26 protein-coding genes and 1 pseudogene are annotated in these 26186 nt (G+C 32.5%); 17 read left to right on the top strand and 10 right to left on the bottom strand.

The features are described 5' to 3' along the window. Positions 1–159: 159 nt before the first annotated feature. Together CD30_RS10820 and coaW are read left to right on the top strand one after the other, a co-directional pair. The gene (locus CD30_RS10820; RefSeq protein ID WP_036176647.1) at positions 160–1221 is read left to right on the top strand and encodes a 3'-5' exonuclease; all 1062 of its coding nucleotides are present in this window, start codon (positions 160–162) and stop codon (positions 1219–1221) included. Positions 1222–1354: 133 nt separating this feature from the next. Beyond that, a complete protein-coding gene (gene coaW, locus CD30_RS10815; RefSeq protein WP_036176644.1) occupies positions 1355–2185 on the top strand; it encodes a type II pantothenate kinase in 831 nt (276 codons plus the stop codon). Positions 2186–2384: 199 nt separating this feature from the next. Here coaW and CD30_RS10810 read toward each other — a convergent pair whose 3' ends face one another. Further along, positions 2385–2783, bottom strand: coding sequence for a ribonuclease HI family protein (locus tag CD30_RS10810; protein ID WP_036176642.1), 399 nt, complete (start codon positions 2781–2783; stop codon positions 2385–2387). A gap of 159 nt (positions 2784–2942) precedes the next feature. On the opposite strand from CD30_RS10810, the gene CD30_RS10805 reads away from it, so the two are divergent. Then, the gene (locus CD30_RS10805; RefSeq protein WP_036176640.1) at positions 2943–3137 is read left to right on the top strand and encodes a zinc-finger domain-containing protein; all 195 of its coding nucleotides are present in this window, start codon (positions 2943–2945) and stop codon (positions 3135–3137) included. A gap of 275 nt (positions 3138–3412) precedes the next feature. On the opposite strand, the gene CD30_RS10800 is transcribed toward CD30_RS10805, so the two are convergent. Beyond that, the gene (locus CD30_RS10800) at positions 3413–4312 is read right to left on the bottom strand and encodes a DMT family transporter (protein WP_036176638.1); all 900 of its coding nucleotides are present in this window, start codon (positions 4310–4312) and stop codon (positions 3413–3415) included. Positions 4313–4434: 122 nt separating this feature from the next. Here CD30_RS10800 and CD30_RS10795 point away from each other — a divergent pair, with 122 nt between their 5' ends. The 4 genes from CD30_RS10795 (at position 4435) to CD30_RS10780 (ending at position 7451) form a co-directional block, all read left to right on the top strand. Next, entirely contained in the window at positions 4435–5337 is a 903-nt protein-coding gene (locus tag CD30_RS10795) for a LysR family transcriptional regulator (protein WP_036176636.1), read from the top strand. Between the two features lie 28 nt (positions 5338–5365). After that, positions 5366–6040, top strand: coding sequence for a phosphopantothenoylcysteine decarboxylase domain-containing protein (locus tag CD30_RS10790; RefSeq protein ID WP_036176634.1), 675 nt, complete (start codon positions 5366–5368; stop codon positions 6038–6040). 101 nt (positions 6041–6141) lie between these two features. Then, positions 6142–6657, top strand: coding sequence for a YbaK/EbsC family protein (locus tag CD30_RS10785; protein WP_036176632.1), 516 nt, complete (start codon positions 6142–6144; stop codon positions 6655–6657). Between the two features lie 38 nt (positions 6658–6695). Then, complete coding sequence (locus tag CD30_RS10780; RefSeq protein WP_036176629.1) at positions 6696–7451, top strand: VOC family protein; 756 nt, start codon at positions 6696–6698, stop codon at positions 7449–7451. Positions 7452–7476: 25 nt separating this feature from the next. Here CD30_RS10780 and CD30_RS10775 read toward each other — a convergent pair whose 3' ends face one another. The 4 genes from CD30_RS10775 to CD30_RS19805 all read right to left on the bottom strand — a co-directional run bounded on the left by CD30_RS10775 (position 7477) and on the right by CD30_RS19805 (position 9589). Then, the gene (locus CD30_RS10775; RefSeq protein ID WP_036176626.1) at positions 7477–7677 is read right to left on the bottom strand and encodes a cold-shock protein; all 201 of its coding nucleotides are present in this window, start codon (positions 7675–7677) and stop codon (positions 7477–7479) included. 207 nt (positions 7678–7884) lie between these two features. Then, on the bottom strand, positions 7885–8397 hold the full coding sequence (locus tag CD30_RS10770; RefSeq protein ID WP_052126157.1) for a GNAT family N-acetyltransferase: 513 nt from the start codon (positions 8395–8397) through the stop codon (positions 7885–7887). A gap of 122 nt (positions 8398–8519) precedes the next feature. Next, positions 8520–9092, bottom strand: coding sequence for a hypothetical protein (locus tag CD30_RS10765; protein WP_036176622.1), 573 nt, complete (start codon positions 9090–9092; stop codon positions 8520–8522). Positions 9093–9220: 128 nt separating this feature from the next. Next, entirely contained in the window at positions 9221–9589 is a 369-nt protein-coding gene (locus tag CD30_RS19805; protein ID WP_235802050.1) for a DoxX family protein, read from the bottom strand. 135 nt (positions 9590–9724) lie between these two features. On the opposite strand from CD30_RS19805, the gene CD30_RS10755 reads away from it, so the two are divergent. From CD30_RS10755 to CD30_RS10745, 3 genes are read left to right on the top strand one after another with little or no spacing between them, the layout of a single operon-like run. Further along, positions 9725–10354, top strand: coding sequence for an HD domain-containing protein (locus CD30_RS10755; RefSeq protein WP_036176618.1), 630 nt, complete (start codon positions 9725–9727; stop codon positions 10352–10354). Beyond that, positions 10351–12237 carry an ABC-F family ATP-binding cassette domain-containing protein gene (locus CD30_RS10750; protein WP_036176616.1) on the top strand — a complete coding sequence of 629 codons (1887 nt, stop codon included), beginning with the start codon at positions 10351–10353 and terminating at the stop codon, positions 12235–12237. Before CD30_RS10755 ends, CD30_RS10750 begins: the two co-directional genes overlap by 4 nt. An 11-nt stretch (positions 12238–12248) precedes the next feature. Next, positions 12249–13361 (top strand): conserved virulence factor C family protein, encoded by a 1113-nt coding sequence (locus CD30_RS10745; RefSeq protein ID WP_036176614.1) that lies wholly within the window; start codon positions 12249–12251, stop codon positions 13359–13361. Between the two features lie 42 nt (positions 13362–13403). On the opposite strand, the gene CD30_RS10740 is transcribed toward CD30_RS10745, so the two are convergent. Then, positions 13404–14306: a DMT family transporter gene (locus tag CD30_RS10740; protein ID WP_036176612.1), complete on the bottom strand. Its 903-nt coding sequence runs from the start codon at positions 14304–14306 to the stop codon at positions 13404–13406. A 340-nt stretch (positions 14307–14646) separates the two neighbouring features. Here CD30_RS10740 and CD30_RS10735 point away from each other — a divergent pair, with 340 nt between their 5' ends. Beyond that, positions 14647–16233 (top strand): sensor domain-containing diguanylate cyclase, encoded by a 1587-nt coding sequence (locus tag CD30_RS10735; protein ID WP_036176610.1) that lies wholly within the window; start codon positions 14647–14649, stop codon positions 16231–16233. A gap of 140 nt (positions 16234–16373) precedes the next feature. Here the strand turns inward: CD30_RS10735 and CD30_RS10730 are convergent, their stop codons facing one another. Then, complete coding sequence (locus CD30_RS10730; protein ID WP_036176607.1) at positions 16374–16772, bottom strand: hypothetical protein; 399 nt, start codon at positions 16770–16772, stop codon at positions 16374–16376. 231 nt (positions 16773–17003) lie between these two features. On the opposite strand from CD30_RS10730, the gene CD30_RS10725 reads away from it, so the two are divergent. Continuing rightward, complete coding sequence (locus CD30_RS10725; protein ID WP_052126155.1) at positions 17004–17960, top strand: DNA topoisomerase; 957 nt, start codon at positions 17004–17006, stop codon at positions 17958–17960. Between the two features lie 255 nt (positions 17961–18215). Here the strand turns inward: CD30_RS10725 and CD30_RS10720 are convergent, their stop codons facing one another. Continuing rightward, the gene (locus CD30_RS10720) at positions 18216–20396 is read right to left on the bottom strand and encodes a DNA topoisomerase III (protein WP_036176604.1); all 2181 of its coding nucleotides are present in this window, start codon (positions 20394–20396) and stop codon (positions 18216–18218) included. Positions 20397–20689: 293 nt separating this feature from the next. Between CD30_RS10720 and CD30_RS10715 the strand changes: the two genes are divergently transcribed. From CD30_RS10715 to CD30_RS10700, 4 genes are all read left to right on the top strand, one after another. Beyond that, complete coding sequence (locus CD30_RS10715) at positions 20690–21529, top strand: tyrosine-type recombinase/integrase (protein ID WP_036176601.1); 840 nt, start codon at positions 20690–20692, stop codon at positions 21527–21529. A gap of 33 nt (positions 21530–21562) precedes the next feature. Next, a complete protein-coding gene (locus CD30_RS10710; RefSeq protein WP_036176598.1) occupies positions 21563–22741 on the top strand; it encodes a site-specific integrase in 1179 nt (392 codons plus the stop codon). Between the two features lie 182 nt (positions 22742–22923). Continuing rightward, positions 22924–24354, top strand: a complete 1431-nt coding sequence (gene istA, locus CD30_RS10705; protein WP_036176596.1) for an IS21 family transposase — start codon at positions 22924–22926, stop codon at positions 24352–24354. After that, positions 24347–24727, top strand: coding sequence for an ATP-binding protein (locus CD30_RS10700; protein WP_084077819.1), 381 nt, complete (start codon positions 24347–24349; stop codon positions 24725–24727). The genes istA and CD30_RS10700 overlap by 8 nt, the downstream gene beginning before the upstream one ends. Here the strand turns inward: CD30_RS10700 and CD30_RS20785 are convergent. Continuing rightward, positions 24722–25270 (bottom strand): annotated as a pseudogene (locus tag CD30_RS20785) (sigma factor-like helix-turn-helix DNA-binding protein); the annotation flags it as partial. The gene CD30_RS10700 and the pseudogene CD30_RS20785 sit on opposite strands and share 6 nt — an antisense overlap. A gap of 29 nt (positions 25271–25299) precedes the next feature. On the opposite strand from CD30_RS20785, the gene CD30_RS10695 reads away from it, so the two are divergent. Next, positions 25300–26154 (top strand): helix-turn-helix transcriptional regulator, encoded by an 855-nt coding sequence (locus CD30_RS10695; protein WP_036176593.1) that lies wholly within the window; start codon positions 25300–25302, stop codon positions 26152–26154. Positions 26155–26186: the final 32 nt, after the last annotated feature.

Below are 26186 nucleotides of genomic sequence, written 5' to 3'. Positions count from 1 at the left end.
AAATAGAAACTATCATAAATATAATCAAGTTCAAGAGCTTAAATTAAATTGAATTTTTAATAATTTTACAAAACCATGTCTATATCATTAAAAATTCTGTACAATGTATTGTGGGCATTAAAAGACTCAAAGCTTAATAGAAAGTTGTAGGTGCTGATATTGAGTCGTAATGAAACGTACATTTTTATTGATATCGAAGCGACGTTAATACATGGTAGGCAAAATATTATTGAAATTGGGGCAATTAAATGGCTTCCTGATGGCACAATTGAAAAGTTTGAACGATTAATAAAGCCATCGAAATTTAAAAAATTAAATCATCACATTCAAAAGTTAACAGGAATTACAACAGATGAAATTTTGAGTGCATCTTCATTTGATTCGGTGATTCGAGAATTTATTCGTTGGTGTCAGGGCAATACAATTTTTGTCACTTTCGGCGAATTTGATCGAAAAGTGTTAGAAGAAGAATTGACTCGTTATCACATAAATAATGACTTTTTATATCCTATCATTGATTTTCAACAAAAATATATGATTGATCATCATTTAAAAGATCAACCAAGTTTATCAGGTTTGATGAGCTCATTAAATATAGAAATTAAAACACAACATCGTGCATTAGCTGATGCGTATAGTTTATTAAATATTTTCGTAGCGCTTGATGGAATATCGTTAATTGAAAAGCAAAGAACAAATGAATTTGCTTTATTATTAAGTGAAATGAAGCAAAAAGAAACAGCTTATGAAGTATCGATTACTCTTTTAATAGGCATTGTATCAAATGAAGGAGTTTCTGATTTATCAATCAAATCATTAACAAAATCGTTACACTACAATACACGTGAAGTTGAGCGTATTTCAAAGGAAGGCGAACTTCAAAAGGTCCTGGTAAACGATATAATCCCGGATCCTGACATAAAAAGATTTTTCAATAGTTTAGTAAATAAATTACACGGTAAAGTATTGATCACAAGAAGTGGTTTAAAACAAATATCAAAAATTTTCCGCTTACATAACTGTTCAATTCCTAAAACAGAGGTAATGACATTGCAGCAGCTTTTAAAAAATGAGGACTTGATAAGTTTATTTACAATGGATGGGCAATCGATTGCTACTTACGAAAAGAAATTACAGTATTTAATAAATAGCTATCAGAAAAATATCATTGACGAGTTTATGAAAAGAAACTTATTTTATAAAGAAGCAGTACATGTCTAAACTGTAGTGATAATTTCCATAGGAATGTAAGTTCTCCCGAATTGTTTACATCGATTAAGTAGTAAAGGTTGCAATAATAAACTAAGAAAGTTACAGTTTTAGAGAGGGAGTAACCAAAAGGAGAAAGTAAGTAATGCAAAAAGTCATAGGAATTGATGCAGGCGGTACCTTAACAAAGTTAGCTTTTATCAACGAACAAAATGAACTTCAATATAAAGTGTTTCCATCAAATAACTTTTCCTTGGTGAAGGATTGGATTGAATCAAATCCACAAATAGAGGAAATTGGTTTAACAGGTGGGCGAACAGAGCAATTATTAAAGGTGCTTAAAACGATGAAATCTATTGAATACATAGTTGAATTTGAAGCTACAATTAAAGGGGTAAAATATTTATTAGAACAAGAAGGCCATCAATTAGATAAAAGTATTATTACGAATATCGGAACTGGAACATCAATCCACTATATGGAGGGCAATTTCCATACGCGTGTCGGTGGAACTGGTGTTGGTGGTGGAACCTTAACAGGTCTTTCTACCATCATGACAGGCGTCTCTAATTTTACCGAAATCGTTGAAAGAGCTTCGTTAGGAAGTAGAGAAAACATTGACTTATTTGTCAAAGATATTTTCCAAGGAATGGAAGCTCCTATAGAAGGTCATTTAACTGCAAGTAATTTTGGTAATGTTAGTATTATGAATAATACGAAACTTGAACCAAATAATTTGCTCGCGACAATACAAGCTCTCGTTGGGGAAGTAATTACTACATTAAGTATACAATTTGCTGAGCAAAAAGAATGTGAACATATTATTTACATTGGTTCGACATTAATGAATAATGAATACCTAAAAAAAGTAATCGGGAATTATACGATTTTAAAGAAACATAAACCAATTTTCTTAAGTAATAGTGGTTATGCTGGTGCATTAGGTGCTTTATTAAATAAAAGTAATCAAAAATAACAAATGGATACCTTAAGGCAGAACTAATGTCAAAAGGTATCCATTTCTATTATATTAGTATGCGTGTATTGGGAATATATTATTTTTTATTATCATGTTATGACCTTGTTTATTTGTGGGAAAATAGTTTTAATTAAGTATAACAATTACTAAAATTTGTTTATACCAATATTGAAATTCTTGCATAGCATATAAATAACTAATTGTTTTGTTTGCCTTTTAATATGGCATGACGAGCTAAAGTATCTGCCGCTTTATTTTGGTTATCCGGGATCCATTTAATAAAAAACAAATCAAATTCATTTGAGAGCTGAAGGGCCTTTTCAAGTAATGGTTTATATTCTTCACTTTTAACATATTGTTTCTCCATTGAAGACACAACGATTTTTGAGTCCGAACGAACTGAAACAAGGCTAGTTTTTAACTTAAAGGCTTCCTCTAGGCCGCGTATTAAAGCTTTGAACTCGGCAATATGATTATTTGTTTCACCTATATATTCACTAATTTGAATTAAGTGGCCTTCACCTTTTATAAAAATACCTATTCCACTTGGACCAGGATTTCCTGAACTTGCACCATCTATATACACTTCTAACATATATATCCCTACTTTTTCTTGAAATAAAATTCATTAATTTAAGCATATTATAACTTATTGCATATAAAAATTTACAACTGCTAATAAAGTAACTTCGTTTTTGACAAATAAAAACTTTAAATTATAATATGGAAATACGTTATGTAAAGGGGGAGCTTTGTGAATAAAAATACCGTTATAAAAGATATAGATGAACTGACAGACACATATTGTAACGAGTGCCCAATAAAACGTGAATTAAGAAATACTCGGGGGAAGTCAGGTGCACATCGTTTTTGCATAGAACAATGCTCTGTTGGTGAAAAGCTTCAGTTTTTGGGGAATGAATTAATGAAAATTTACGAAAGAAAATGATAAAATATTGATATATAATTAATTAATATAATAAATAATTGACATTCGATTATAGATTTGGTATTATCTTTTTGTAGCACTAGTACAAAGCTACAAAGGTTGGTTACCTATAGAAAAAATGCAGCTTCTCAAACGAGAGCTGCCTTACATATAAAAAACAACTCAGGGAGATAGTTTTATCCCCTGAGTTGTTTTAGTATACGGACAAAATCGTCCTAGCTGTTCAATGATTAGCATTTCAAACTACTTAAGTTCGTTGAGTTGTTTTTTCGTTTCTAAATGGTTTCTTTGACGAGTGTGTCATTTGATTTTTGAACGACTTTTAAAGTTTTAAAATGTTCTAATTGAGCGATAATATTACCTCCAAATATAAACAATCCGCCGATAATGAGTTGGATTGTTATACTCTCTCCTAAAAAAATAATTGCAAAAATCGCTGCAAATATTGGTTCTAGTGAAAAAATTAAACCAGTATGTGTAGGTGTAGTATATTGCTGTGCTACCGTTTGACCGATGAAGCCAAATGCACTACAAAGTATACCTAAGCCAAGGACAGCTATCCATGAATTAGAAGTGGATGGAATTTGAGGTGTTTCGAATAGTAAACAAATACACCCACTAATAATAGCCGCAAAACCCATTTGATAAATTCCAAAAGCTAAAGAATCTACGTTTTTAGTAAATTTTCCATTCAACACAATATAAATCGAATAAGAAAATGCGGTAAGTAGACAGAAAATATCTCCTATTTGCAAAGTAAGAGAACTATTAAAAGTTAATATGATGATGCCGATCATTGTACAAATGATGGCGATACACACTGTACGAGTCGGTAATTTTTTATCGATTATACTAGTCATAATTGGAACGAGAACAACGGTTAAGCTTACTAAAAATCCTGCGTTTGCAGTAGGTGTTGTCATAACACCAATCATAGGGAATCCAATAGCTCCAACAAGGAAAAAACCTTGTATCAAACCATATAAGACAATTTTTTTATCAAGTTTCATTAGTTTTTTATAAAAAATAAGACCTGCCAAAATAAATGCAATTAAACTTCGTAAGGCAACCGTATTAAAAACTTCTAATGTTTCAAGTCCCATCACCATAAACATGTAGGACATTCCCCAAAACATCGTGACGATTACTAATAATAAATTTGCTTTTAATTGCATGAAATTTCCTCCGATTTCTATCTCTATTGACAATATTTAATATATAATTGTTTTATAGATTAGTAAAACGAATGTTTATAATGGGATAGATGAATTTTTTTCATGTAAAATGGAGGGATTGAATGAGTTTATTAAAATACGAAATATTTAATAAGGTCGCTGAAATAGGTAGCTTTACTAGGGCTGGTGAAATACTCGGTTTAACCCAATCCGCAGTTAGTCATGCTGTTTCGAGTTTAGAAAAAGAACTTGGATTCCCATTAATTCATCGTAGTAAAAGCGGTTTAAAATTAACGAACGATGGACAGACCATACTAAATGCCATGAGACAAGTGTTACAAGCAGAGGAGCTTCTTAAACAAGAGGCAGCGAATATAAATGGAGTTACAAGTGGTACAGTGAAAATTGGTACTTTTTCAAGTATCTCCTCTAAATGGATGCCCATCTTGATTAAAAAAATGGAACAAAACTATCCGGGAATACGAATTGAATTGCGTGAAGGGGATTATTATGAAATCGAACAAATGCTAATTGATGGGGAAATTGATTGTGGCTTTTTGAATGGAACCTATTCGAATCAGTTTCATTTCAAGCCTCTATTCCGAGACCGACTTCTTTGTATCGTATCAAGTAGCAGCCCCCTTTATTTAAAAGAATCTATAGATATAGAGGAAGTAGAATTAGAGCCATTTATACTAACTTCGTATAGTGGTATGAATGATGTAATGACAATTTTGGAATTGAATAATGTAAAACCAACTATTCGATTTGAATTATACGATGAAACGGGAATTGTTTCGATGGTGGAACATGGATTAGGGATTTCTATTTTACCTGAGCTCGTTTTAAAAACGTTACCTCCAAAGGTACGAGCAATACCACTAAAACAAAACTGTTATCGTACGATTGGCTTAGCAACAAAACAAAAATTATCTCCAGCTACGAAAATTTTTATAGAAGTGCTGATGAAGTGGTTATCTTCTAATGAAAAAACATCACAAATTGAGTACACTAAGGAAATATAAGTAATTTACTGAAGAGACAGGTGATAACGTGAAAGACTTACAGGGAAAAAAAGTATTAATAACAAGTGGGGGAACTCTTGAAAAATGGGATCGTGTTCGAGGACATACGAATTTATCTAAGGGAACGATGGGATGTTTTCTCGCAGAAGCAGCGTTAACAAAAGGGGCAGAAGTTATTTATTTACATGGTTATTTTGCAAAACTACCTGAAAATGCAAAATCGATGCGAACAGTTATGTTTGAAGGAATTGAAGATTTAGCTAATAAAATGAAGGAAATCATTCAATCAGAACAAGTTGACTTTGTTATTATGGCTGCTGCTGGATCGGATTGGGTAATTGATAAAGTGTATGATCAGTCTGGAAACCTGATGGACGAGAAGGGGAAAATGCCATCGGATGAACCACCGATCATTCATTTTAAAAAAGCTCCAAAAGTATTGGGGCAAATTAAACAATGGGATACAAAACTTACTTTAATCGGTTTTAAGCTAGAAGCTACAGATGATATTGATTTTTTAATAAAACGGGCGAAGCTAAGAATGGAATCCTCCAATGCGGAATACATGGTTGCCAATAGCTCTAATTCTTTATATGGAAAGGATGAGCCTCATTTTATCATTTCTTCTAACGGTGATGTAACAAGAGTTGAAGGAAAGGAAAAAACCGCGAACACATTATTTGAAATACTTGCAAAACGGTAATTTCTCCTAAGTTAGATTGCATTCTTTTTAAATTCTAAAAATTCTGTGTATAATAGTCTGTATTCAACAGAAAGCAGATAGGAGAAGAAAGGATTGATGTTATGTCATTGCAAAGTGTCCGTGAACATCTGAAAAAATTTAACCGTGAACAAGATATTCTTGAATATGAACAAATAAGCGCAACCGTTGAACAAGCTGCAGTAGCCTTAAATGTTATTCCTGCTCGCATTGCAAAAACTTTATCCTTTAAAGATAAAGAAGGGAATGCATTTCTAGTTGTTACTGCTGGTGATGCAAAGGTTGATAATCGAAAATTCCGTGATGAATTTGAAGTGAAAGCAAAAATGTTAAATGCAGACGAAGTTGTGGAACAAACTGGACATGTCATTGGTGGCGTCTGTCCTTTTGGATTAGCCAATGATTTACCGATTTATTTAGATAAATCGATGAAACGCTTTTCAACAGTATTTCCGGCATGTGGAAGTATTAACTCTGCAATTGAACTTACTTGTGATGAATTAATGGAGTTTTCTGGTGCATCAAAATGGGTTGATGTAAGTAAAGATTGGGATGAACAATTAAACGATTCATCAAAATATGAATCGTTGTCTAAATAATGTAAGTTGGCTTTTCTAGAAAAAGGGGGTTATGAAAAGTGTATAAGCTTGATCATATTGTGCATTTTGTAGAAAGTCCTGAGAAATTAATAGAACAAACAAAAAATATTGGACTTTATACAGTTCCTGGTGGAAAACATGATATGTGGGGGACATATAACTCATTATGTTATTTTGGTCTTTCATACATAGAATATATCGGCATATTTGATGAGGAACTCTATTTAGATTCTGCTAAGGAACCGTTTACTTTGCATGAAACCTATTTAAAAAGAAATAGAAGAAACGGTTTTAATCGAATTGCTCTTCGAACTAATTCAATCGAAGAAGATGCGAAAAGATTGAGAGCACTAGGTTTATCTGTATTTGGTCCACAGAATTTCTCAAGAACACGCCCTGATGGATCAGTTGTAAAATGGAAATTACTTCATTTTGGATTCCAAGAGCAGGATTTGGACTTGCCATTTCTAATAGAGTGGGAAGGTGAGGATCAAGAACGTTACGAGGAATTAAAGCAGCTAGGTACGATTAAAAATCATCCACTTGGAAATTTAAAAATAAAAGAAATTTCATTTTCAGTACCAAATTTAAAAATCGCTGAGAAATGGGCGGGGTTATTTGAATACAAAGTTGAGAAAAGTGACACTTGTATGAAGTTAATAGCTCCTGAATACGAATTAACCTTTAATAAAAAAGATAGTTCACCTTCAGAAATAAGTCATGTAACAATTTCAGGTTCAAATGAAGAGAAAGAAATTGTAATCGAAAATGGTAAATATATCTTTGTGAAGTAAAGCTCTTCCTTATAGGAGGAGTTTTTTATATTTTCGTCACATTTGTTGCTTGTGGACCACGATTTCCTTCTACAATTAAAAATGACACTTCTTGCCCATCTTCTAATGTACGAAATCCTTCTCCCATAATTCCTGTAAAATGCACAAAAACCTCCTGACCATCATTACTCTCTATAAAACCGTATCCTTTATCATTACTGAACCATTTTACCTTTCCTTGATGCATGTTAACATCCCTCTCTCTTAAATGATACGTATTATTATACAATAAATTTACCATTTAATACTATTGTATGGCGATTTCCATGCAAACCTTTTATATAATCTTTTTAAGCTTTCACTGATAATCATATACATCAACGAAATGAATTAAACCTATAACCAAGAAAAACAATCAGGTTGTGCTAAAAAATATAAAGAAGGTTACATAGAGTTATTTCTTTTTATTGGAAAGTAAATTTAATTCCATGAATCGAGCACCATTAATTGGGTTAAAAGTATAAGGCTCGATATCATAAAAGCCATAGGAAACATATAGATTTTGAGCTGCTTTCATTGTGTCCAAAGTATCAAGTCGCATAAATTCATAATTCATTTGTTTCGCTTCGTTAATTAAAAATGAAATGAGACTTCTTCCAATTCCGTAACCTCTAAAGGTATCTCTTACAAATAAACGTTTCATTTCACAAATATTACCTTCTAATTTTCGAAGGGCAATACAACCAGCAGTTTGATCATCGACAAGTGCTAATATTAATAATCCATCGGGCTTTACATATTTTCCTGGTAGTGTTTCAAGTTCAGATCGGATATTTTGAAAATCTAGGTTTATAGCAAGTGATTTTGTATATTCAATAAAAAGTTCTTTTATTTGTTCGATTTCAATACGATCTTCTGCCGAAAGAATTTTAATTTCAATTCTTTTTCCTTTAACCTGTTTAATCATCAGTATCCCCCTCGAATAAATACTACTAAAATATAAATCTAGTATATAATAATTTATATAGTATAGAAATAATTTGTGTGAGGAGAAAAGTACAAATCTAGGAAGAAAATCAGCAGGCTTAATTATTCAATCACTGTAAATATAATGGACGTTTCAAGGTTTATTTTATCGCCCATCATGTCTTCACCGACAGCAAAATCTGTTCTTCCTTTAATTTCATATTGACCAGGAGGGAATTCTCCTTTAACCATTTGCATTATTAAATCATCACTATATGGCTTCCCAGGAGCCCCTTCAAAATAACTTCCCCCTGAAAAACGGTATTGTTCCACATACGGTGTATTTTTTATTAATGGTGTAATGATGAGAGGTTCATTCATAGCAGCCTCGAATTGGTAGTCTTCAGTTAAGTTTGTTGTGAGTAACCAAATAGGGGAGGCGGCATGGGCGATTTTTATAGTTTCTTCATCCCCCTTGTAAGTAAGTTCAGCTTTTATTTCCAGAGGCTCTCCAACTTGATATACAGCCTTTTTGCTCGTTAGTTTAAATAGAAACACGTCATTTTCTGCAGATGATTCAACTATATTCTCGTATTCGTAATTACTTGATGGTACACCAGTTCCATTCGTTTTAGTACCACAGCCCGAAAGAATAACGATAAAAATGATGATAATAAATAACCATTTATTTCTCAATTTACTTCATCTCCTTTTCCCATTAGTCGTATTGTATGTTGAAATTGTTTCATTTCCCCATTGATTTCAATAATAAAAGCTTGTGATTTTCTAATCAACAAGCCTAAGTAACAAAAATGTAAATTTATTTATTTCTTTTTCTTTTTTTCAATAAAAAAGTTATCAAGAGCAAGGAATTTACTTCCTGCAACCAATAAATATAAAGACATCGTTATTAGCAAAACATCTACTTCATATCCCTGTAAAAATCCTAATGGGAACTTTGCATAAGTGATTGCACCAATCATAATGAAAATAAATACTGTTGCAATAAACCTAGTTGTAATACCAAAAACCATAAATAAACCACCAATGACTTCAAAAAATATGACAGCGATTGCAACATAATCCGCATACGGAATGTTGTAGTTAATAAATCGATCCTGAATTACCCCAATCCCTTCCTGATATTTAGCTAGTCCATGTAATAGGAAGGTAACACCTAGTACAACACGTATAAGAAATCCACCAAATTCGTTATTTTTCAGAATTATCCCCTTTCATTTTTCACTCTTAAAACTAGTTTATTAATGCCAGTCCAACTATAATACAAATAAAAGAAGTTTCTTTTTTGAAAGGACAAGTGAGAAATAATGGTTATTATTAAACAATTACAAGAAAAGGTAGAGAACATATACAATCAATACGATGCTAGTCATGATTTTGCCCATATTGAACGTGTTATACAAAATGCTGAAGCGATTCTAGAAAGTGAACCGACAGCTGATAGAGAAACAGTGCTAGTAGCAGTTCTGTTACATGACGTAAGTGATAAAAAGTATACGGATAATAAAAATTTAGAAAATCAACTATTAGATGAGCTTCCCTTAAGTTTGGAACAGCAGCAGCAAATTCGTGAAATCATTGAAAGTGTGTCCTTTAACGGTGGAAATGAAAAACTTGCAAAAACATTGGAAGCAAAAATTGTTAGAGATGCGGATAGATTGGATGCCATAGGAGCAATTGGCATTGCACGGACGTTTGCTTATGGTGGAGCTAAAGGAAGAAAACTATATGATGATGCAGAAGAAGCGCGGATGGAAATGACTGAGGAAGAATACAGAAGTAAAAACACAGCTTCAGTTACTCATTTTTATGAAAAACTATTATTATTAAAAGATTTAATGACAACAGAAAAAGGAAAGCAAATGGCTGAAGAAAGACATGCTTTTATGTTATCCTTTTTACAACAGCTTAAAAAGGAAAGAGAAGGAATCTCATGAGTCATTTAATTGTTTCGAATTTAACGAAAACAGTAGGCGATAAAACGCTCTTTGAAAACATAGAATTTACGATTTACGAGGGAGAACGGGCAGGCCTTATTGGTATTAATGGGACAGGTAAGTCAACATTACTCTCTATATTAGCTGGAGTTCAAGATGCTGATGTCATTAACATGGACCATCCAAATAAATACCGTGTAGCATATTTGCCACAAGAACCAACTTTCATAGAAGGAGTAACGGTTTTACAGGCTGTTTTCTCGGGTGATTCACCAATATTGAAATTAAATCGCGAATATGAGGATACGGTTGTCCAATTATCAAATAACCCTAATTCGGTAGATTTGCAAAATAAGCTTTTTCGATTACAGCAACAAATGGATATGGAAAAGGCTTGGGACATTAATGCCCTTGCAAAGTCGTCTTTAACCAAGCTTGGGATCGATATGTATGATGAAATCGTTTCGAATTTATCGGGTGGTCAGCAAAAACGTGTTGCATTAGCAAAAGTATTAATCGAGCCAGCTGATTTATATTTGTTGGATGAGCCTACAAACCATCTTGATGTCCAATCAACAGAATGGTTGCAGGAAATGGTTACTCGCTTGCAAGGTGCGGTCATTTTCATTACCCATGATCGATACTTTTTAGATGAAGTATCAACGCATATATATGAGCTTGCTGATCAAACATTGTATCGCCATGTAGGGAATTACGCCGATTATCTAGAAGCACGGGCAATTCGTGAAGAAATGAATGCGGCTACACAAGATAAATTACGAAACCGATACCGTTCAGAGTTAAAATGGATTCGCCGTGGTGCTAAAGCACGTACAACAAAGCAAAAAGCAAGAATTCAACGTTTTGAAGAGCTTGATACGAAAATTGAACGTGGAACTAATGAGGCTAATTTAGAAATGTCTCTTGCAACTACTCGATTAGGAAAGAAAGTATTAGAAGGTGAAAAACTTACTAAAGCTTATGGTGAACGTGTTATTATAAAGGATTTTAACTTTTTACTTCAGCAAGGTGATCGTATTGGCATTATTGGTGCAAACGGTTATGGTAAATCGACTTTACTGAATATCCTTGCAGGTGAACTTCAACCGGATTTTGGTGAAGTTATTGTTGGCGCAACAGTAAAAAGAGCACATTTTAAACAAGTGCTACCTGTAATGAATGAAAATCAAAGAATGATAGAATATATTCGTGAAGCATCCAACGATATTACGGATGCAGAAGGAACTCGATATTCAGCAGCTCAAATGTTAGAGCGATTTCTATTTCCATTACATACACACGGAACGCCGATTGGAAAATTATCAGGTGGAGAAAGAAAAAGACTTCATTTACTGAAATTGTTAATGGAGCAACCGAATGTATTGTTATTGGATGAGCCTACAAATGATTTAGATATTGAAACTTTAGGAGTGTTGGAAGATTTCATAGAACATTTCCCTGGGGTAGTGCTAACTATTTCCCACGATCGTTTCTTCTTAGACCGAATTGCTAAAAAACTGTGGATTTTAGATGGAAAAGGCAATGTAGATGAAAGCTTAGAGGTTTATAGTGACTATTTAGAAAAACAAAATCTCCTTGATAAAGTTGAAATAAAAGAAGAAAAAGTAGAGAAACCAAAACAACAAAAAGTAAAAAATGATAAGAAAAAATTGTCTTTTAAAGAGCAAAAGGAATGGGAAACAATAAGCGATTCCATTTCTCAAGTAGAAAATGACATAATGATAACAGAAGAAGAAATAACAAATGCAGGTTCTGACTATACAAAATTACAGCAACTAACAGAAAAGCTGGATCAATTAAATAAAGAATACGAAAGATTAATTGAAAGATGGTCGTACCTTGAAGAAATCGTAAAAGGATAGGAGAGATGTAAATGAAAATCGTAACAATTGAACCAACCCCAAGTCCTAACTCTATGAAGGTTGTCATTGATGAGGAGCTACCTTTTGGAAAAAGCTATAATTATACGAAAGAAAATGTCGCAGACGCTCCTTCAGAAGTACAGGCAATATTAAAGGTTGAAGGTGTAAAGGGCGTTTATCATGTAGCAGATTTCTTAGCCGTAGAACGAAATGCAAAGTATAATTGGGAAACAATTTTATCAAGTATTCGTAATGCGCTAGGAGAAAAAAGTGACAAGGTAGAACAATCTGAACAAGCGGTAGAACACTATGGCGAAGTGTTTGTTCATGTTCAAATGTTTAGAGGAATACCACTTCAAATTAAAGTGTTCGATTCTTCATCTGAGCATCGAATTTCAACAGGTGAACGTTTTGCACAAGCGTTCCAATCCGTTGAAATCGATAAAATGGATGATAATTATTTATTAGAACGCAAGTGGGTTGACTTTGGTGTACGCTATGGTGAAAAAGAGGATATTGCACAAAATGTGTTAAAGGAAATCGATGCAACATATCCTTCTGAACGGGTACAAAAATTAGTAGAAGCAGCAAATTCAAAAAATACAGTAGCCGTGGAGCGTAAGAAAGTCACACTTGAACAATTTGAAAATGAAGCTGATTGGCAAAAACGCTATCAAATGCTAGATCAAATACCAGATCCAGAGGTTGAAGATTTACCTCTTCTTGAAAAAGCTTTAGAGGACGATCAAATGTCAATCCGCCGTTTAGCTACCGTATATTTAGGTATGATTGAGGATGTTGCCGTTGTTCCCGCTCTTTCTCGAGCTTTAAAAGATAAAAGTGCTGCTGTAAGAAGAACAGCAGGAGACTGTATGAGTGATTTAGGACTTGTCGAATTTGAGCCAGCTATGATTGACGCTCTTAAGGATAAAAATAAACTTGTTCGTTGGCGCGCGGCAATGTATTTATATGAAACAGGTACAGAAAAATGCTTAGAAGCATTGCATGAGGCCGAAAATGATCCAGAATTTGAAGTAAAGCTTCAAGTTAAAATGGCGATTGCACGTATTGAACAAGGTGAAGAAGCAAAAGGCTCTGTTTGGAAGCAAATGACGGATAGATAAAGTAAGAAACCAGCGAAAATAATTGATTTCGCTGGTTTATTTTTATGAGACGATTTCTTCTTTATTTTCTATTGGAAGGGCAACACCTTTTTTCGGCTTAAAGATAGTGAAAAGAATTCCACCGAATATAAGGATGATACCTAATGATTGGAAAAGGGTTGGTCTAAAGCTCAAAATCAATGTATCTAATAAAATTGCAACTACTGGATCTACAAAAACAAGAACTGAAACAATGATTGTAGAAAGATTTCTAATACTATCAAAAAATAAATAATAAACAAAGCCTGTATGAATTATTCCTGTTCCTAAAATATAAAGCCAATTTGTTGTAGTTAAACCATTGAATACATCAAACTGACAAAATGGAAGTAACATTATAATTCCAACAATCGTCTGTAAAAAGGTTGTTGCATAGGGAGATAAGTTATTAAGTGTTTTACTTGTGAACATCGTTAATGCATAACATACGGCAGATAGCAAAGCCCATACAAAGCCAGAAGTAATGAATTGATCGATAGAATGAAAATTTTCAATCCCAACAATTAAAATACTACCGATAAAACAGATGACTGTCGCAAGAACACCACTCACTGTCATTTTTTCTCTTAATAATACAGTTCCTAAAATTAATACAAAGATAGGGGCTAAATTATAAATAGATATGGCAATGGAAATAGACATTTCCTCAAATGCTTTAAATAAAAATACCCAATTTAATACAAGAAATACTCCGCATAATAAGGTTTGCCAAACTTCTTTTTTATTCCATTTTTCTGTTTTATGTCCACCGGTTAAATACCATAGTCCACCTAAAAATAAAGTAGCAAAAATACATCGTACAAAAACTAGTTCAAGAGCTGGTATACCACTATTAGTAGAAAAGAAACCAACAGAACCAAAAATGGCCATGGAAATCGTTAATTTAATCATAGAAGATACATTCATGAATTACGCCTCTTTCGAATTATGTAAAATACATTAGTATAATTGTTTTTATTGAATAAAATATGTCTAAAAATTAAGACTATATTTCATTTTATCGTTGATTTTCAGGTTTGTAAAAGGTGGATATATCAAGTCTGAAATAAATAAAATTAAAAATTATCTCTTCAGAATTAAAAAAGACAGTGATTTTAATTTATATAAGTTGGAGCATACTGGTAATGATTTGTACTATGAATATTAGTGGTTTTATTTAAATAGATTCTAATAATTTTGTGTGTTAGACTAAATTAGTTATTCGAAAATAATAAAACTTTTTAATTTATTAGGATGAATACTTGTTATGAAAAAACTATTTAAAAGAAAATTAAAACTTACTACTTTGTTTATAACTCTTATTATTACATCCGTTCTATTAACTACTGTAATTTTATTGTTCGCATCCTATCAATCAGAGAAGAGATCTTTGACAGATACATACCTATTCCTTAATTATTCGAAGTCCGATAAAATAGGGGATTCAGTGAATTCTTTGTTTAAATCGATGAGAATAAGCATACAAGAAACTACTGAATTTCTTCAGGACCATCCAGACATGAAGGATGAAGAAATTCAAGAGCATCTTGAACTTTTAAGAAGTAATAGTCGATACTTCAATTCGTTAGCATGGATAGATGAAACGGGTTTAGTTCGTAATATAGCACCTGCTACTGTTGGCATTAAAGGGGATTATATTACAGGGGTTACAAAGGAGGTAGTTAATTCGAAAAAGCCAATGTTAACTTCTCCTTATAAGGCACCGACTGGACGTATGCTTGTTTTAATGAGTGAACCTTTTTATGATAATAATGGAAACTATCGGGGGATCATCGGTGGGTCGATTTATTTACATGAACAAAATGTATTGAATGAAATTCTGGGCAACGATATAGTTGATCAAAATGGTTCCTATTACTATGTAGTAGGACAGAATGGTGTATTATTATTTCATCCAGATACAAAACGTATCGGTGAGACAGTTGAGGACAATCCCATCATTTCGAAGCTTGTGCAGGGTGAAAGTGGAATGCAACGTGTGACCAATACGGTTGGTGTGCAAATGTTTGCGGCCTATAATTCTATTCCTGAAATAGGTTGGGGAGTAGTGCAACAGACACCTGTAGCCTATGTAGATGGGCTTTTAAAAAAACACATTCAAAATCTATTATTGACAATATTGATTCCTTTTTTAATATTACTTATTGTTTCGATAGGTTTAGCTAGAGGGCTTGCTAAACCATTTATCCATTTAGCGGATTTTGTTAATCAATTTGGTTCTGATAATGAAATTAAAACGCCAAAATTTCAATCACATTGGAATCGGGAAGCAGATCTTTTAACAAAGAGTCTTATAATTGCCATAAATGCGGTTGAAAAAAATAACAACAAGCTTGTAGAAGAGGCTATGACGGATTCACTTACAAATTTACCGAATAGAAGAAAATTAAATGAAGTTATGATGCGGTTAGCAACTAAAAAAAATTTATTCTCCTTAGTTGCACTAGATATTGATCATTTTAAATCAGTTAACGATACCTATGGACATCAAATGGGTGATGAAGTGATAAAGTATTTAGTTAAAACCATTCAAACAATAGTGAAAGAAAAAGATGCTTTCTTTCGTTTTGGGGGAGAGGAATTCGTTCTATTGCTCCCAGATACTAATTCCGAAGAAGCCTATATAATTACCGAAAAGATTCGAACTAAAGTAGCTAGTAGTATAAGCCCAGTAGGAAAAACGATTACTATTTCACTAGGAATTTCTGAATTCCCTGAACATACAGAGTCGTTAGATGACCTGTTTTTATTTGCTGATAAAGCTCTATATGTATCTAAATCCAATGGAAGAAATCAGACAACAATTTGGCATAAGGAGCTTTTATCTAATTAGTTTTATAAATGTCCTTGTTTCTCGATTTATGTGAAAAACATTTTTTATTTTGTATTAAATAAATTAGAAATAAAAAAGCAAGCCATTTTGATAAGTTTTTCAAAAAGGCTTGCATTAATTTTTTAACGATTTTTTAACGATTAATTAGTGATTACATTATTTAAAAAAGTATCTCGCTGCTCTTCAGATTGTTGTTCACTATCCATTAATAATACGCCCACTTGAAATCCAGATTGTTCATTTTCTACAATAAATTGAAGGTTTACTTCTTTTGAAGAATTATCTTGTGGACAGCTTCCTTTAAATTCAACGACATGTTGATTTTTCTGTGTTTGGAAATACACCCATTTTCCTTCTTCACAATAATTTTCAAAGGCGGACGCTAACGTTTCTTCAGTTTCGTTATATTTTATTTCTTTAATATAAGATATGTATTCATTATCTGTAATCTCATCTTTTGGTCCGTAAAAATACCAGAATATTACGATAATTATAATTGGAACTATCCATAATATAGTTCTTTTTGATACATTTTGCATCACATTCACCCCCAAAAACTAGTAAATTTATTATATCAACATATGTTGTATTTTGCTAGAAATTGTTGAAAATATCCTGTTTTTAGTAAAGATTAACGTCGATATTAGAAATATTAACATATTGAAAAATGAATTTTCTTCTATATAAATTCTATCATTTATTATTTTTGAGATTTTTACATTTGTATGCTCTTAAATATATACTAGTGTAGTAGAAGGAGGGAATGGCTTATGAAAAAAGCATTATTAATCGCAGAGAAGCCATCTCTTATGCGTGATATACAAAAAGTTTATAAAACGATGCAGCTACCTTTTAAAGTTGATTTTGCATCATTTGTTGGACATGTTGTGGAATTAAAAGAACCCCATGAGTACAATCCTAAGTGGAAAAAATGGGATCTTCAGCTATTACCGATGATTCCGGATAAATACGAATTTCGAATTAAAAGATCAGCTTACAAAGTGTATAAAGATATTGAACAAATGTTAAAGACGAACCAATACGATTTTATAATTAATGCGTGTGATGCTGGGATGGAAGGAGAAAACATATTTTATTCCTTCTATAAAAAAGTAGGCTGCAGGTTACCTGTTAAACGTTTTTGGACTTCACAAACAACAGATCGTGCCATAAGAGATGCCTTTAACAATTTAATTGACGAAAACAATCTTTTAATTAAAAACTTACGAAATGCAGCTATGTATCGAGCGGTTTTTGATTGGCTAATTGGATTAAATTTAACGAGAGCAGCAACAGTAAAGTCAGGTAGGATTATAAAAGTTGGTCGTGTGATGACCCCGACCTTAGCGATTGTAGTAAAAAGGGAGCTAGAAATACAGCAATTTAAGCCGGTTCCATACTTTCAAATTGAAATCGAGCTTGATGGCTTTAAAGCGCTTTGGTTTCATCCAAAAACCAAGGAAAACAAAATCCCGACGATAGAATTGGCTGAACAGATTCAATCAATGATATTATCTGAAGCAAAAGTATTGGATATAAAAACGGAGCGAAAATCATTTTATGCTCCACCGCTTCATTCATTATTGGAATTACAAAAAGAAGCAAATAAATTTTATGGTTTTACCTCATCAGAAACGTTGAAAATTGCCCAAAGCTTATATGAGAAAAAGCTAATTACATATCCAAGAACATTATATACAAAAAAATGTATGGACATAATAAGCTGATCATCAAAAAGGTCGATATATAGCCGTTATTAATATGTCCATATATTATGGACATATTAAATTGGACATAATGAAAAAATTACTATTGCTTACATAATTTCTTTTTGGCTGAGAACATCAAATCAATTCACAGTCCTTTCCGAGTTTTTATAATATAAATTAATGATGATATACAGATAAAACCTAGTATTTTGATCAAAGTTTGTTCAAAATACCAGGTTTGTTTTTATCCAGAATTTAAGTGTTTATGACAAATTACTGAGGAAATTTAAAGTTAGTCTTTTGTGCTTTTATATCCCAAGTTAGGTGAGCATTAAAAATCTTTTCACCTTTTTTAAAACCTTTGATTAAGTCTGTTTCACCGTTAGTTAATAGCTTTTTCATATTAGCTTGGGAAATGGTTTTACTGAGGACTTTTTTAGAAACCGAGAATTTACAGTTAGCGGATTTATAATTTGAACAACCGTAAAAAGTTCCATGATCTAAAATGGAACCACCGCAAAGTAGACATTTTCCGATAATAGTTTTTTCTTTTTTATATTTCTTATTATATGGATTATTTGAGCTGATTTTTTCAACTACGTTTTCATTGAATGCCCATTCCTTTTCGCGTTCATTAGCATCTGTAGTTAATTTATATGCCAGCTTTTTTACTTGCTCTATAAATGTTTTAGGAGACGCTTGTCCTAAACCAATTTCAGCTAGTCGTTGCTCCCATTTGGCCGTCATTGAAGGGGAGGTTAAAATGCTTTCACCCAATGCTTCAATAAGTAGCATGCCTTTAGTCGTTGCAAAGACTTGATTTTTCTTAACTTCAATATAATTTCGATCTTTAAGTGTACCAATAATTCCGGCGCGTGTGGCTTCAGTACCTAATCCCTCAGTTTTCGATAAAACCTTTTCTAGTTCTGTATCCTCAAGGTGTTTTCCGGCTGTTTTCATCAAGGTAATTAAGTTACCTTCAGAATATCTATTTGGTGGCTGTGTTTCGCTTCTTTTGACATTTGACTTAGATACTAACCCTTGCTCATTTTCATGTAGTAGAGGAAGCAGGTCGTCTTCATCTTCAGATGTATTGTCTTTAGAATGATAAAGGACTTTACGCCACCCCTCTTCAATTATCACTTTGCCCTTAGAAATGAATTCAGCACGTGTGTCTACAAGTGAATGAATTGTTGTGTAAGAAAAAATAGCGTTATTATAATGAGCTGCAATGACTTGTCTAACTACTAAGTCATAAATTTTTTCTTCTTCCGAACTAAGTTTTGAAAAGTTCGGCAACTGCTCTGTAATGATAATTGCATGGTGATCTGTTACTTTTTTTTCATTCACGTATCTTTTATTATTCATAATTGAAATTGTTGGGGGAGGGAGCAGTTTTTTATACCTATCAATTTGGCCCAAACTTTCTAATATATTTGGTAGTGTTTTTGCTTCTTCATTGGTTAAAAATTGTGAATCAGATCTTGGGTAAGAAACTAGGCCTTTCAAATAGAGTTTTTGCAAAATATCCAGCGTACTTTGTGGTGAGAACTTATATGTCTTATTTGCTGTTGCTTGTAATGTAGATAAATTGAATAACAAGGGTGGGACGTATTCCTTTGTATCTTTTTTAATACTTGTAATTACTACATTTTTATTTATACAGAAATTAGCGATAGCTATTGCTTGTCTTTCTTCTTGCACTTTTGAATTATTATTATTGTGCCATTTTGCTTTTAAAATCTTTCCATCGAAATTAAATTCTGCTTCAACTTCCCAAAAAGTTTCCGGCTTAAAATCCCTAATTTCATGTTCTCTTTTAACTATTAGTGCAAGCGTGGGTGTTTGCACTCTACCTATTGAAAAAACATCTTTTACGCCGTTTTTTTTGAGAAGAACCGTATATAGTCTTGATGCATTGATTCCGATTAACCAATCTGCACATGAACGGCTTAATGCTTCGAAATAAATATCTCTCGTTTTTTCTTCTGGCAGTAAGTTTGAGAATCCGTTTTTCACTGCGTTTTCAGTTAAGGACGATATCCACAAACGTTTCATTGGCTTGTTTACACCGCATACTTTTAAGATGGTACGAACAATTAGCTCACCTTCACGACCAGCATCTCCACCGATTATGATTTCTTGGATATCTGGTCTTTTCACTAAACCTTTAATTACATTGAATTGTTTATATTTTGATTTTGAAACTTTATATTCGAATCTATTTGGAATAATTGGTAATGTTTCTAAAGTCCATTTTTTCCAGGTTGGATTATATTCTTCAGGAGCTTTTAATTCACATAGATGTCCTATTGCCCATGTGATAAGTGCACCCTCAGGAAAATATGAATTTGGCTTAACTTCAAAATAACCTCCTTTTTTAGTAAAAGAAAAAGGAGAAGCCAACTTTGCTGCTTGATCTGGTTTTTCTGCAATAACTAAAAATCGCCCCATTTTTAATACCTCCTCATTGGTTTTAATAATTTGGCATAAGTGAGAGTGAGATTGTAGATTAATTTAATGAATAAAATCTTTTCTATTTCTACTAATCTTTAAATAGTTCCTCATAACTATTATAGTCTGAAAAAGCAGTTCAATAAAATAATTATACATTTATATAATTATATTCATACAGAGATGGGCTAGCAGAAGTTAGTATTTTTTAATTATTGAGAAAATTATGTAGACAAATTTTGTATATTTATGTAATATTGGGAAAAGTTGAATAATAGGGTGGGTTCTCATAAATGATTGAAAAATTTCTTTGTGAATTAAAAAGACAAGGCTTATCAAAGAGTACGACAGAAGGGTATTTATTTGATATAGTTCAGTTTTATGAATGGTTAAAAAATAAAAAGCTAGACAACCAGATAACAAAAGAAGTTTTAAATGAATACATAATATTTTTAACCCCCAAATACAGTGAAAACACGGTTTTAAGGAAGATTAAGAGTGTAATTCGATATAACAAATTTTTATATCATACTGGAGAATCTGTAAAAATAATTAAACCAAATGAAGTTATCAGAATAAGTCAAGGGAAGGGGACTAAGAGAATAATGGAATTAAATGATTTAGTAAAAATTCGAGAAGTAATCATAGATGGTCAAAATAAGAGGGATATTCTTATATTCCACTTATTATTCGGAACTGGTTGTAGGGTTTCTGAACTAATTAATATTAAACTCGACGATATAGAAATTGTTAGTTCCTCAGAAGGTTATATAGAATTCAAAATTTTAAAAAGTCCAAAAGGTATGCCCATTTCGAAAATTACTATAAACGAAGTTCTAATAAATATTATAAAGGACTATTTAGAAGTTAGACCGGTTTCTGAAACTAACAAACTATTACTTGGGCAAAAGGGTCCACTGACAAGAGATGCAATTAATAAATTATTTCGAAAGTATAGTTTGATGGCAAATATTATGTATACAGTTTCACCCGCTATGATTAGACAGATGCGGATCTTATATATGACTGAAATTGCCCAAAGTGAACTAAATGAATTGGCTGAAACTAGAACAACAAAGTTTGTCGGAGAAATAAGGTCTGATATAAAAGTGAATCTGAGAAGGAATATTTAAAGACCAGATACATTTATAAAGGTTGGGAGAACAATGGGCAAAATCCAGAGTAAGATTGTTAATATGAAAACTAATGTAAGGTTTGTTGTACGTGCAATAATGGCCCAATATGCTGAAAATTCAACAGGTAATCCAATAGAAAAAAAATATGCATGTATAAAAATTAAAAATGAAGACACAAAAGTGGACATAATTCATCCCCTTTCAACAGAGTTTTTATTAGATAATTGGAAAAATGCTCAGTTTAATACTATGAAAGCACCCGCAGATACCTTAGCTATGTTCTTAAATTTTTTAATAAGTGACGAAGATAATAAGGTTAAGAGTCTGACAGAATTAAAATCAGAACATGCAATAAATTTTTTATCAGAGTTATCTTATAAAAGGACTTCTAAAAATACAGTTAAGAAACACGAGAAATATATAAAAAGGTTTTTTGAATTTCTGAATAAAAAAAAGATCATAAATCATAGTTTAGAAGTTAAAAATGTTCAATACTTTTATAAAGCTTCTAAACCGAGAATGCATAAATTACCAGAAGAATATATACTGACCTTTTTAGAAATTGCATATCAAACAGATAGCAAAATTTTGTTTGGACTTTATTTGCAATTCTTTGGTGGCCTCCGAACTGGAGAGTTATGTAATCTTAGAATAAGAGACCTACAGTTAATAGGAGATAAAGGGGAATACGGTTTTATCGTAGATCTGTCTGAGGATCGAAACTTGAGAAAGGATATTGTTAATACTTCAGGATCTAGTTATATAAAAACTAAAAGAAGACAAATAGTCTTTGGTTTTAAGAACTGGTCAACTATATTTTATGAGAAACATATGAATAATTTTAGAGATGATATGAAATTAAGTGGAGAAACCCCACTATTCCTTAATCAAAAAGGATTAGCTATGACAGGTAACAATTACTATTATCACTTTAATAGAATTAAGGATATATTTCTGCAATGTCTTAGAGATTCGGACAACATGGCGGATCGAAATAATGCTTTAGTGCTTGAAAGTGAACTGTGGTCCAGTCATATAGGTAGGGGAATATTTTCAAACTTATTAGCTGAAGAGGCTGATAATTTATATGATGTTAGTTTTCCAAGAGGGGATAAAAGCTTTGAATCAGTAAAACCATATCTAGCTAATACAAAAAGAATTAAAGAAAAACTAGAAAAAAAGATTGATGAAATATATAAGAAAAAGTAGAAGAAGGGTGTAAGAATGGACTCAAATAATCAATATTGTTTATTGCAAAATAAAAGTGCAGACTTGTGCAAAGAATTTGTACAGAGTCTAGCACTTTTTTAGTGCAAAAAAATAGACTTGCCAGCCACCCCAAGTCATTCTACTGTTAAAGTGTCGAATTTTAGCAGTGGAGGAATGAAAGGATGCTAGCAATGTCTGAAATTAATTGTATCAAAACATTAAGAAATGAAAAAGGATTATCGATATCTACAATTGCGGAAACTTTATCCATCAATTGGAGAACAGCAAAAAAATATGGTGATAAGGATCAACTACCTCAAGTAAAAACACAAATAAAGAAAGGAATGATGTATGACGAAAAATGGGGAGAAATCGTAAGTGATTGGCTTGAAGAGGACTCAAAAGTAAAGAAGAAATTAAGAAGAACTAATAAGCAAATGTATGAAGCCTTGGGAAAAATGGACTTCAAAGGTTCTTATCGAACAGTCTGTAACTTTATAGAGGAATGGAGAGCTAATAGAGATGATGAAATTTCCAAGGGATTTGAACGATTAACACATCCTGAAGGAGAAGCTCAAGTTGATTTTGGGATAATGGAAGCTGTTCATGAAGGGGAAATAGTAGATGTACATGCACTAGTAATGTCATTTCCAGCAAGTAATGTCGCATTAGGAATCCCCCTTCCTTCTGAAAACCAAGAGTGCTTTTTAAGTGGGCTGAAGAAACTTTTTAAACAAGCTGAAGGCGTACCACTTAGTATTAGAATCGATAATCTAACACCTGCGGTGAAAAAAGTGCGTGGTTCCGAAGGAGAAGCACAGTTAACTGATGAATTCATTGCTTTTCAAAATCATTATGGCTTTAAAGTTCAAGTTTGTAATCCCCGAAGCGGTCATGAAAAAGGAAATGTGGAACGGAAAGTTGGTTATATTCGATACAACTTCTTTAGTGTCCCTCCTGTAATGAAGGACTTTGAAGATTTAGAAAATCAGTTATCTGAGAGATTAGTAGAAGACCGTAAACGCATGCACTATCGCAAGGGTGAAATGATAGAAATTTTATGGGAGAGTGAACAGAAGCAATTATTAAAGTTACCTGAAAATGATTATCCAGTTTTTAAACAAATGCCAATCAAATTTAATAAATATAACGAATTCAAATTGGATCAACATCTCATTCATGTGCCAAAGGCGAAGAACTATTCGCAGTTATATTGCGTTACTTTTTGGGATCAGTTTAAGGTCATAACAAATAATGGTGAAGTAATTTTAAGTGATTCAAGACCATATATGAAAAAGCGTAGGTTTATACCTTGGATTGATATATTCAAAGACTGGCTACTTAAACCGAGAGTAGTTGGCCATTCAAGATATACAGAGTACCTACCGGTACGTATAAGGGAATATTTATTAGTCCCATCCTTATCTTTACGGAAACGGAGAATCGAAGAAGTTATTACCCTACTACTTCAGCATGATATGAAGGAAATTGATAGCCAATTTTATGAGTTAATAGCCAATAATGATAAGCTTTCTTCTCATCCTTATGATGTAGAGTGGTCACAGTATGATGCTCTACAGCCAGTAACATCGGGGGTGAGTGAAAATGAATGAAACGATCGAACATTTATGTAAGCAACTTAGATTAGCTCATATCGCTGAGGGGTTCGAGGAAATTCCATTTACAACACCAGATGAATTTGTCTATAAATTATTACTAAAAGAACGAGATGGCCGTGAACAGGCGAAAGCATCTAGAAACATTAAAAAAGCACGATTTTTAGATTACAAAGTACTAGAAAACTATGAATGGCATAAAGATATTTGTCTCCCCTCACATTTAACGAAAGAGGAATTGATGAACCTAGATTTTATACATCGCCATGAGAACATAATTTTAGTCGGAGCACCTGGAACCGGTAAAACTCATTTAGCCTCCGCTTTAGGCCGAAGAGCCTGTGAGATGGGGTTTGAGGTTCCCATATAAATATGCAATTCTTTCATTACTATATGGTAGGGTAAAGACCGCCATTGAAAGAGAACGTAATGTTTGATCAATGATTAATTTTACTTCTCCCCAGTCAAATACAATCTCATGACCAGCAGTTGCCTTTTGACGAATAAACACTTCTTTTTGACGTTTCTCCTCACTATTTACAAAATTTCTAACAGTGGTATAACTAATTTCAAAACCTTCATCTAATAACTTTTCATGAATATCAATCATTTTTAGTTGTTGCTTGTGCATCTGATGTTGCCGTTTAAATTCATTATCTTTTAACATTTTTCGAATACGTTTCATCACCGTAGGTGTTAATGCACGTTTATTGCCTTTTCGCTTTTTATACGACGGAGGCGTTACATAGTTATCTGTAATAGGTAGTTCTCGAATATCTTGCTTTCTTTTTTCAAGATCCTCTTCGATATACTTTTTTACAGTATTCCGAGAAATCCCAAGCTCCTTCGCAATTTGACGTTGACTCTTATTTTCTTGATGAAAGGCTAATAAAACTTTTTGTTTCTTCTCCAAAGAAATCACCTCTATACGCTCCTAACTCTATGAAGTTAGGATTATTTTCATATAAAAGTGGCTCACTTTTCAACTGCGATGGTGGCTCAGTTTTAGCTTATCAAATACAAAAGTACAATATTCATCCGGAATCGATAAGAGAATTAATTAGGAAAAATATATTAAAAAACCATAAAAAACATGTTAGGGATTCTTATATAGTTTTGGCTTCAGAAGTAGAAGCGTACTTTGAAGAAAAGCTAACATTAAATGAAAAGTACGCAAATATAGATGAAGTTTCCCAAATAATAGGTTGTAGTAAAGATACAATAAGAATCTATATTAAAAATGGAACTGTTAATGATTATATTAAAGGACCAAATACGAGTAAGTTTTTCATCAATAGATCAGAAATAGATAGGATAAGAGAAATCTATTCACAAGAAAGAATCCCATTACCAAAAGGGTATATTTTCCCTGAAGATGTTATGGAACTACTGGATATAAGTCTCCAAAGTGCTAGAGAAACGATAAAAAAGCATATGAAATCTGCAAAAAAGGTTACAAACGGTTTTAACAAAATGGGATATTGGATTGTCTTAGAATCAGAAGTAATTGAATACAAACAAAAACAAGAAAATGATAGATTTCTCCCTCAAACCCCCGGTGAATTTACGACAATTGATGCGGTCAACAAATTTAAGTTTGAAGTTGATAAGATCACCATACCCTTAAATTTAACCACAACAGCTAAAATATATATGGAATATGCACGTCATAAATTAGCTAATAGTGAGGCGAGGTCAGAAACACTTTCAAAAAAAACTGCTTATTATATAAAAACTATAAAAGTGCTAATTAATCATTTACCAAAGTGTATAAAAGAAATGGAATGTCAACACTAAATTGAACAATCAATATAAGTGCAGTTAATGTT

Source organism: Ureibacillus massiliensis 4400831 = CIP 108448 = CCUG 49529 (genome assembly GCF_000772965.1).
Classification (GTDB): Bacteria; Bacillota; Bacilli; order Bacillales_A; family Planococcaceae; genus Ureibacillus; species Ureibacillus massiliensis.
The sequence above is the reverse complement of the archived record's forward strand: the minus strand, read 5'-3'. Positions and strand labels throughout refer to the sequence as shown.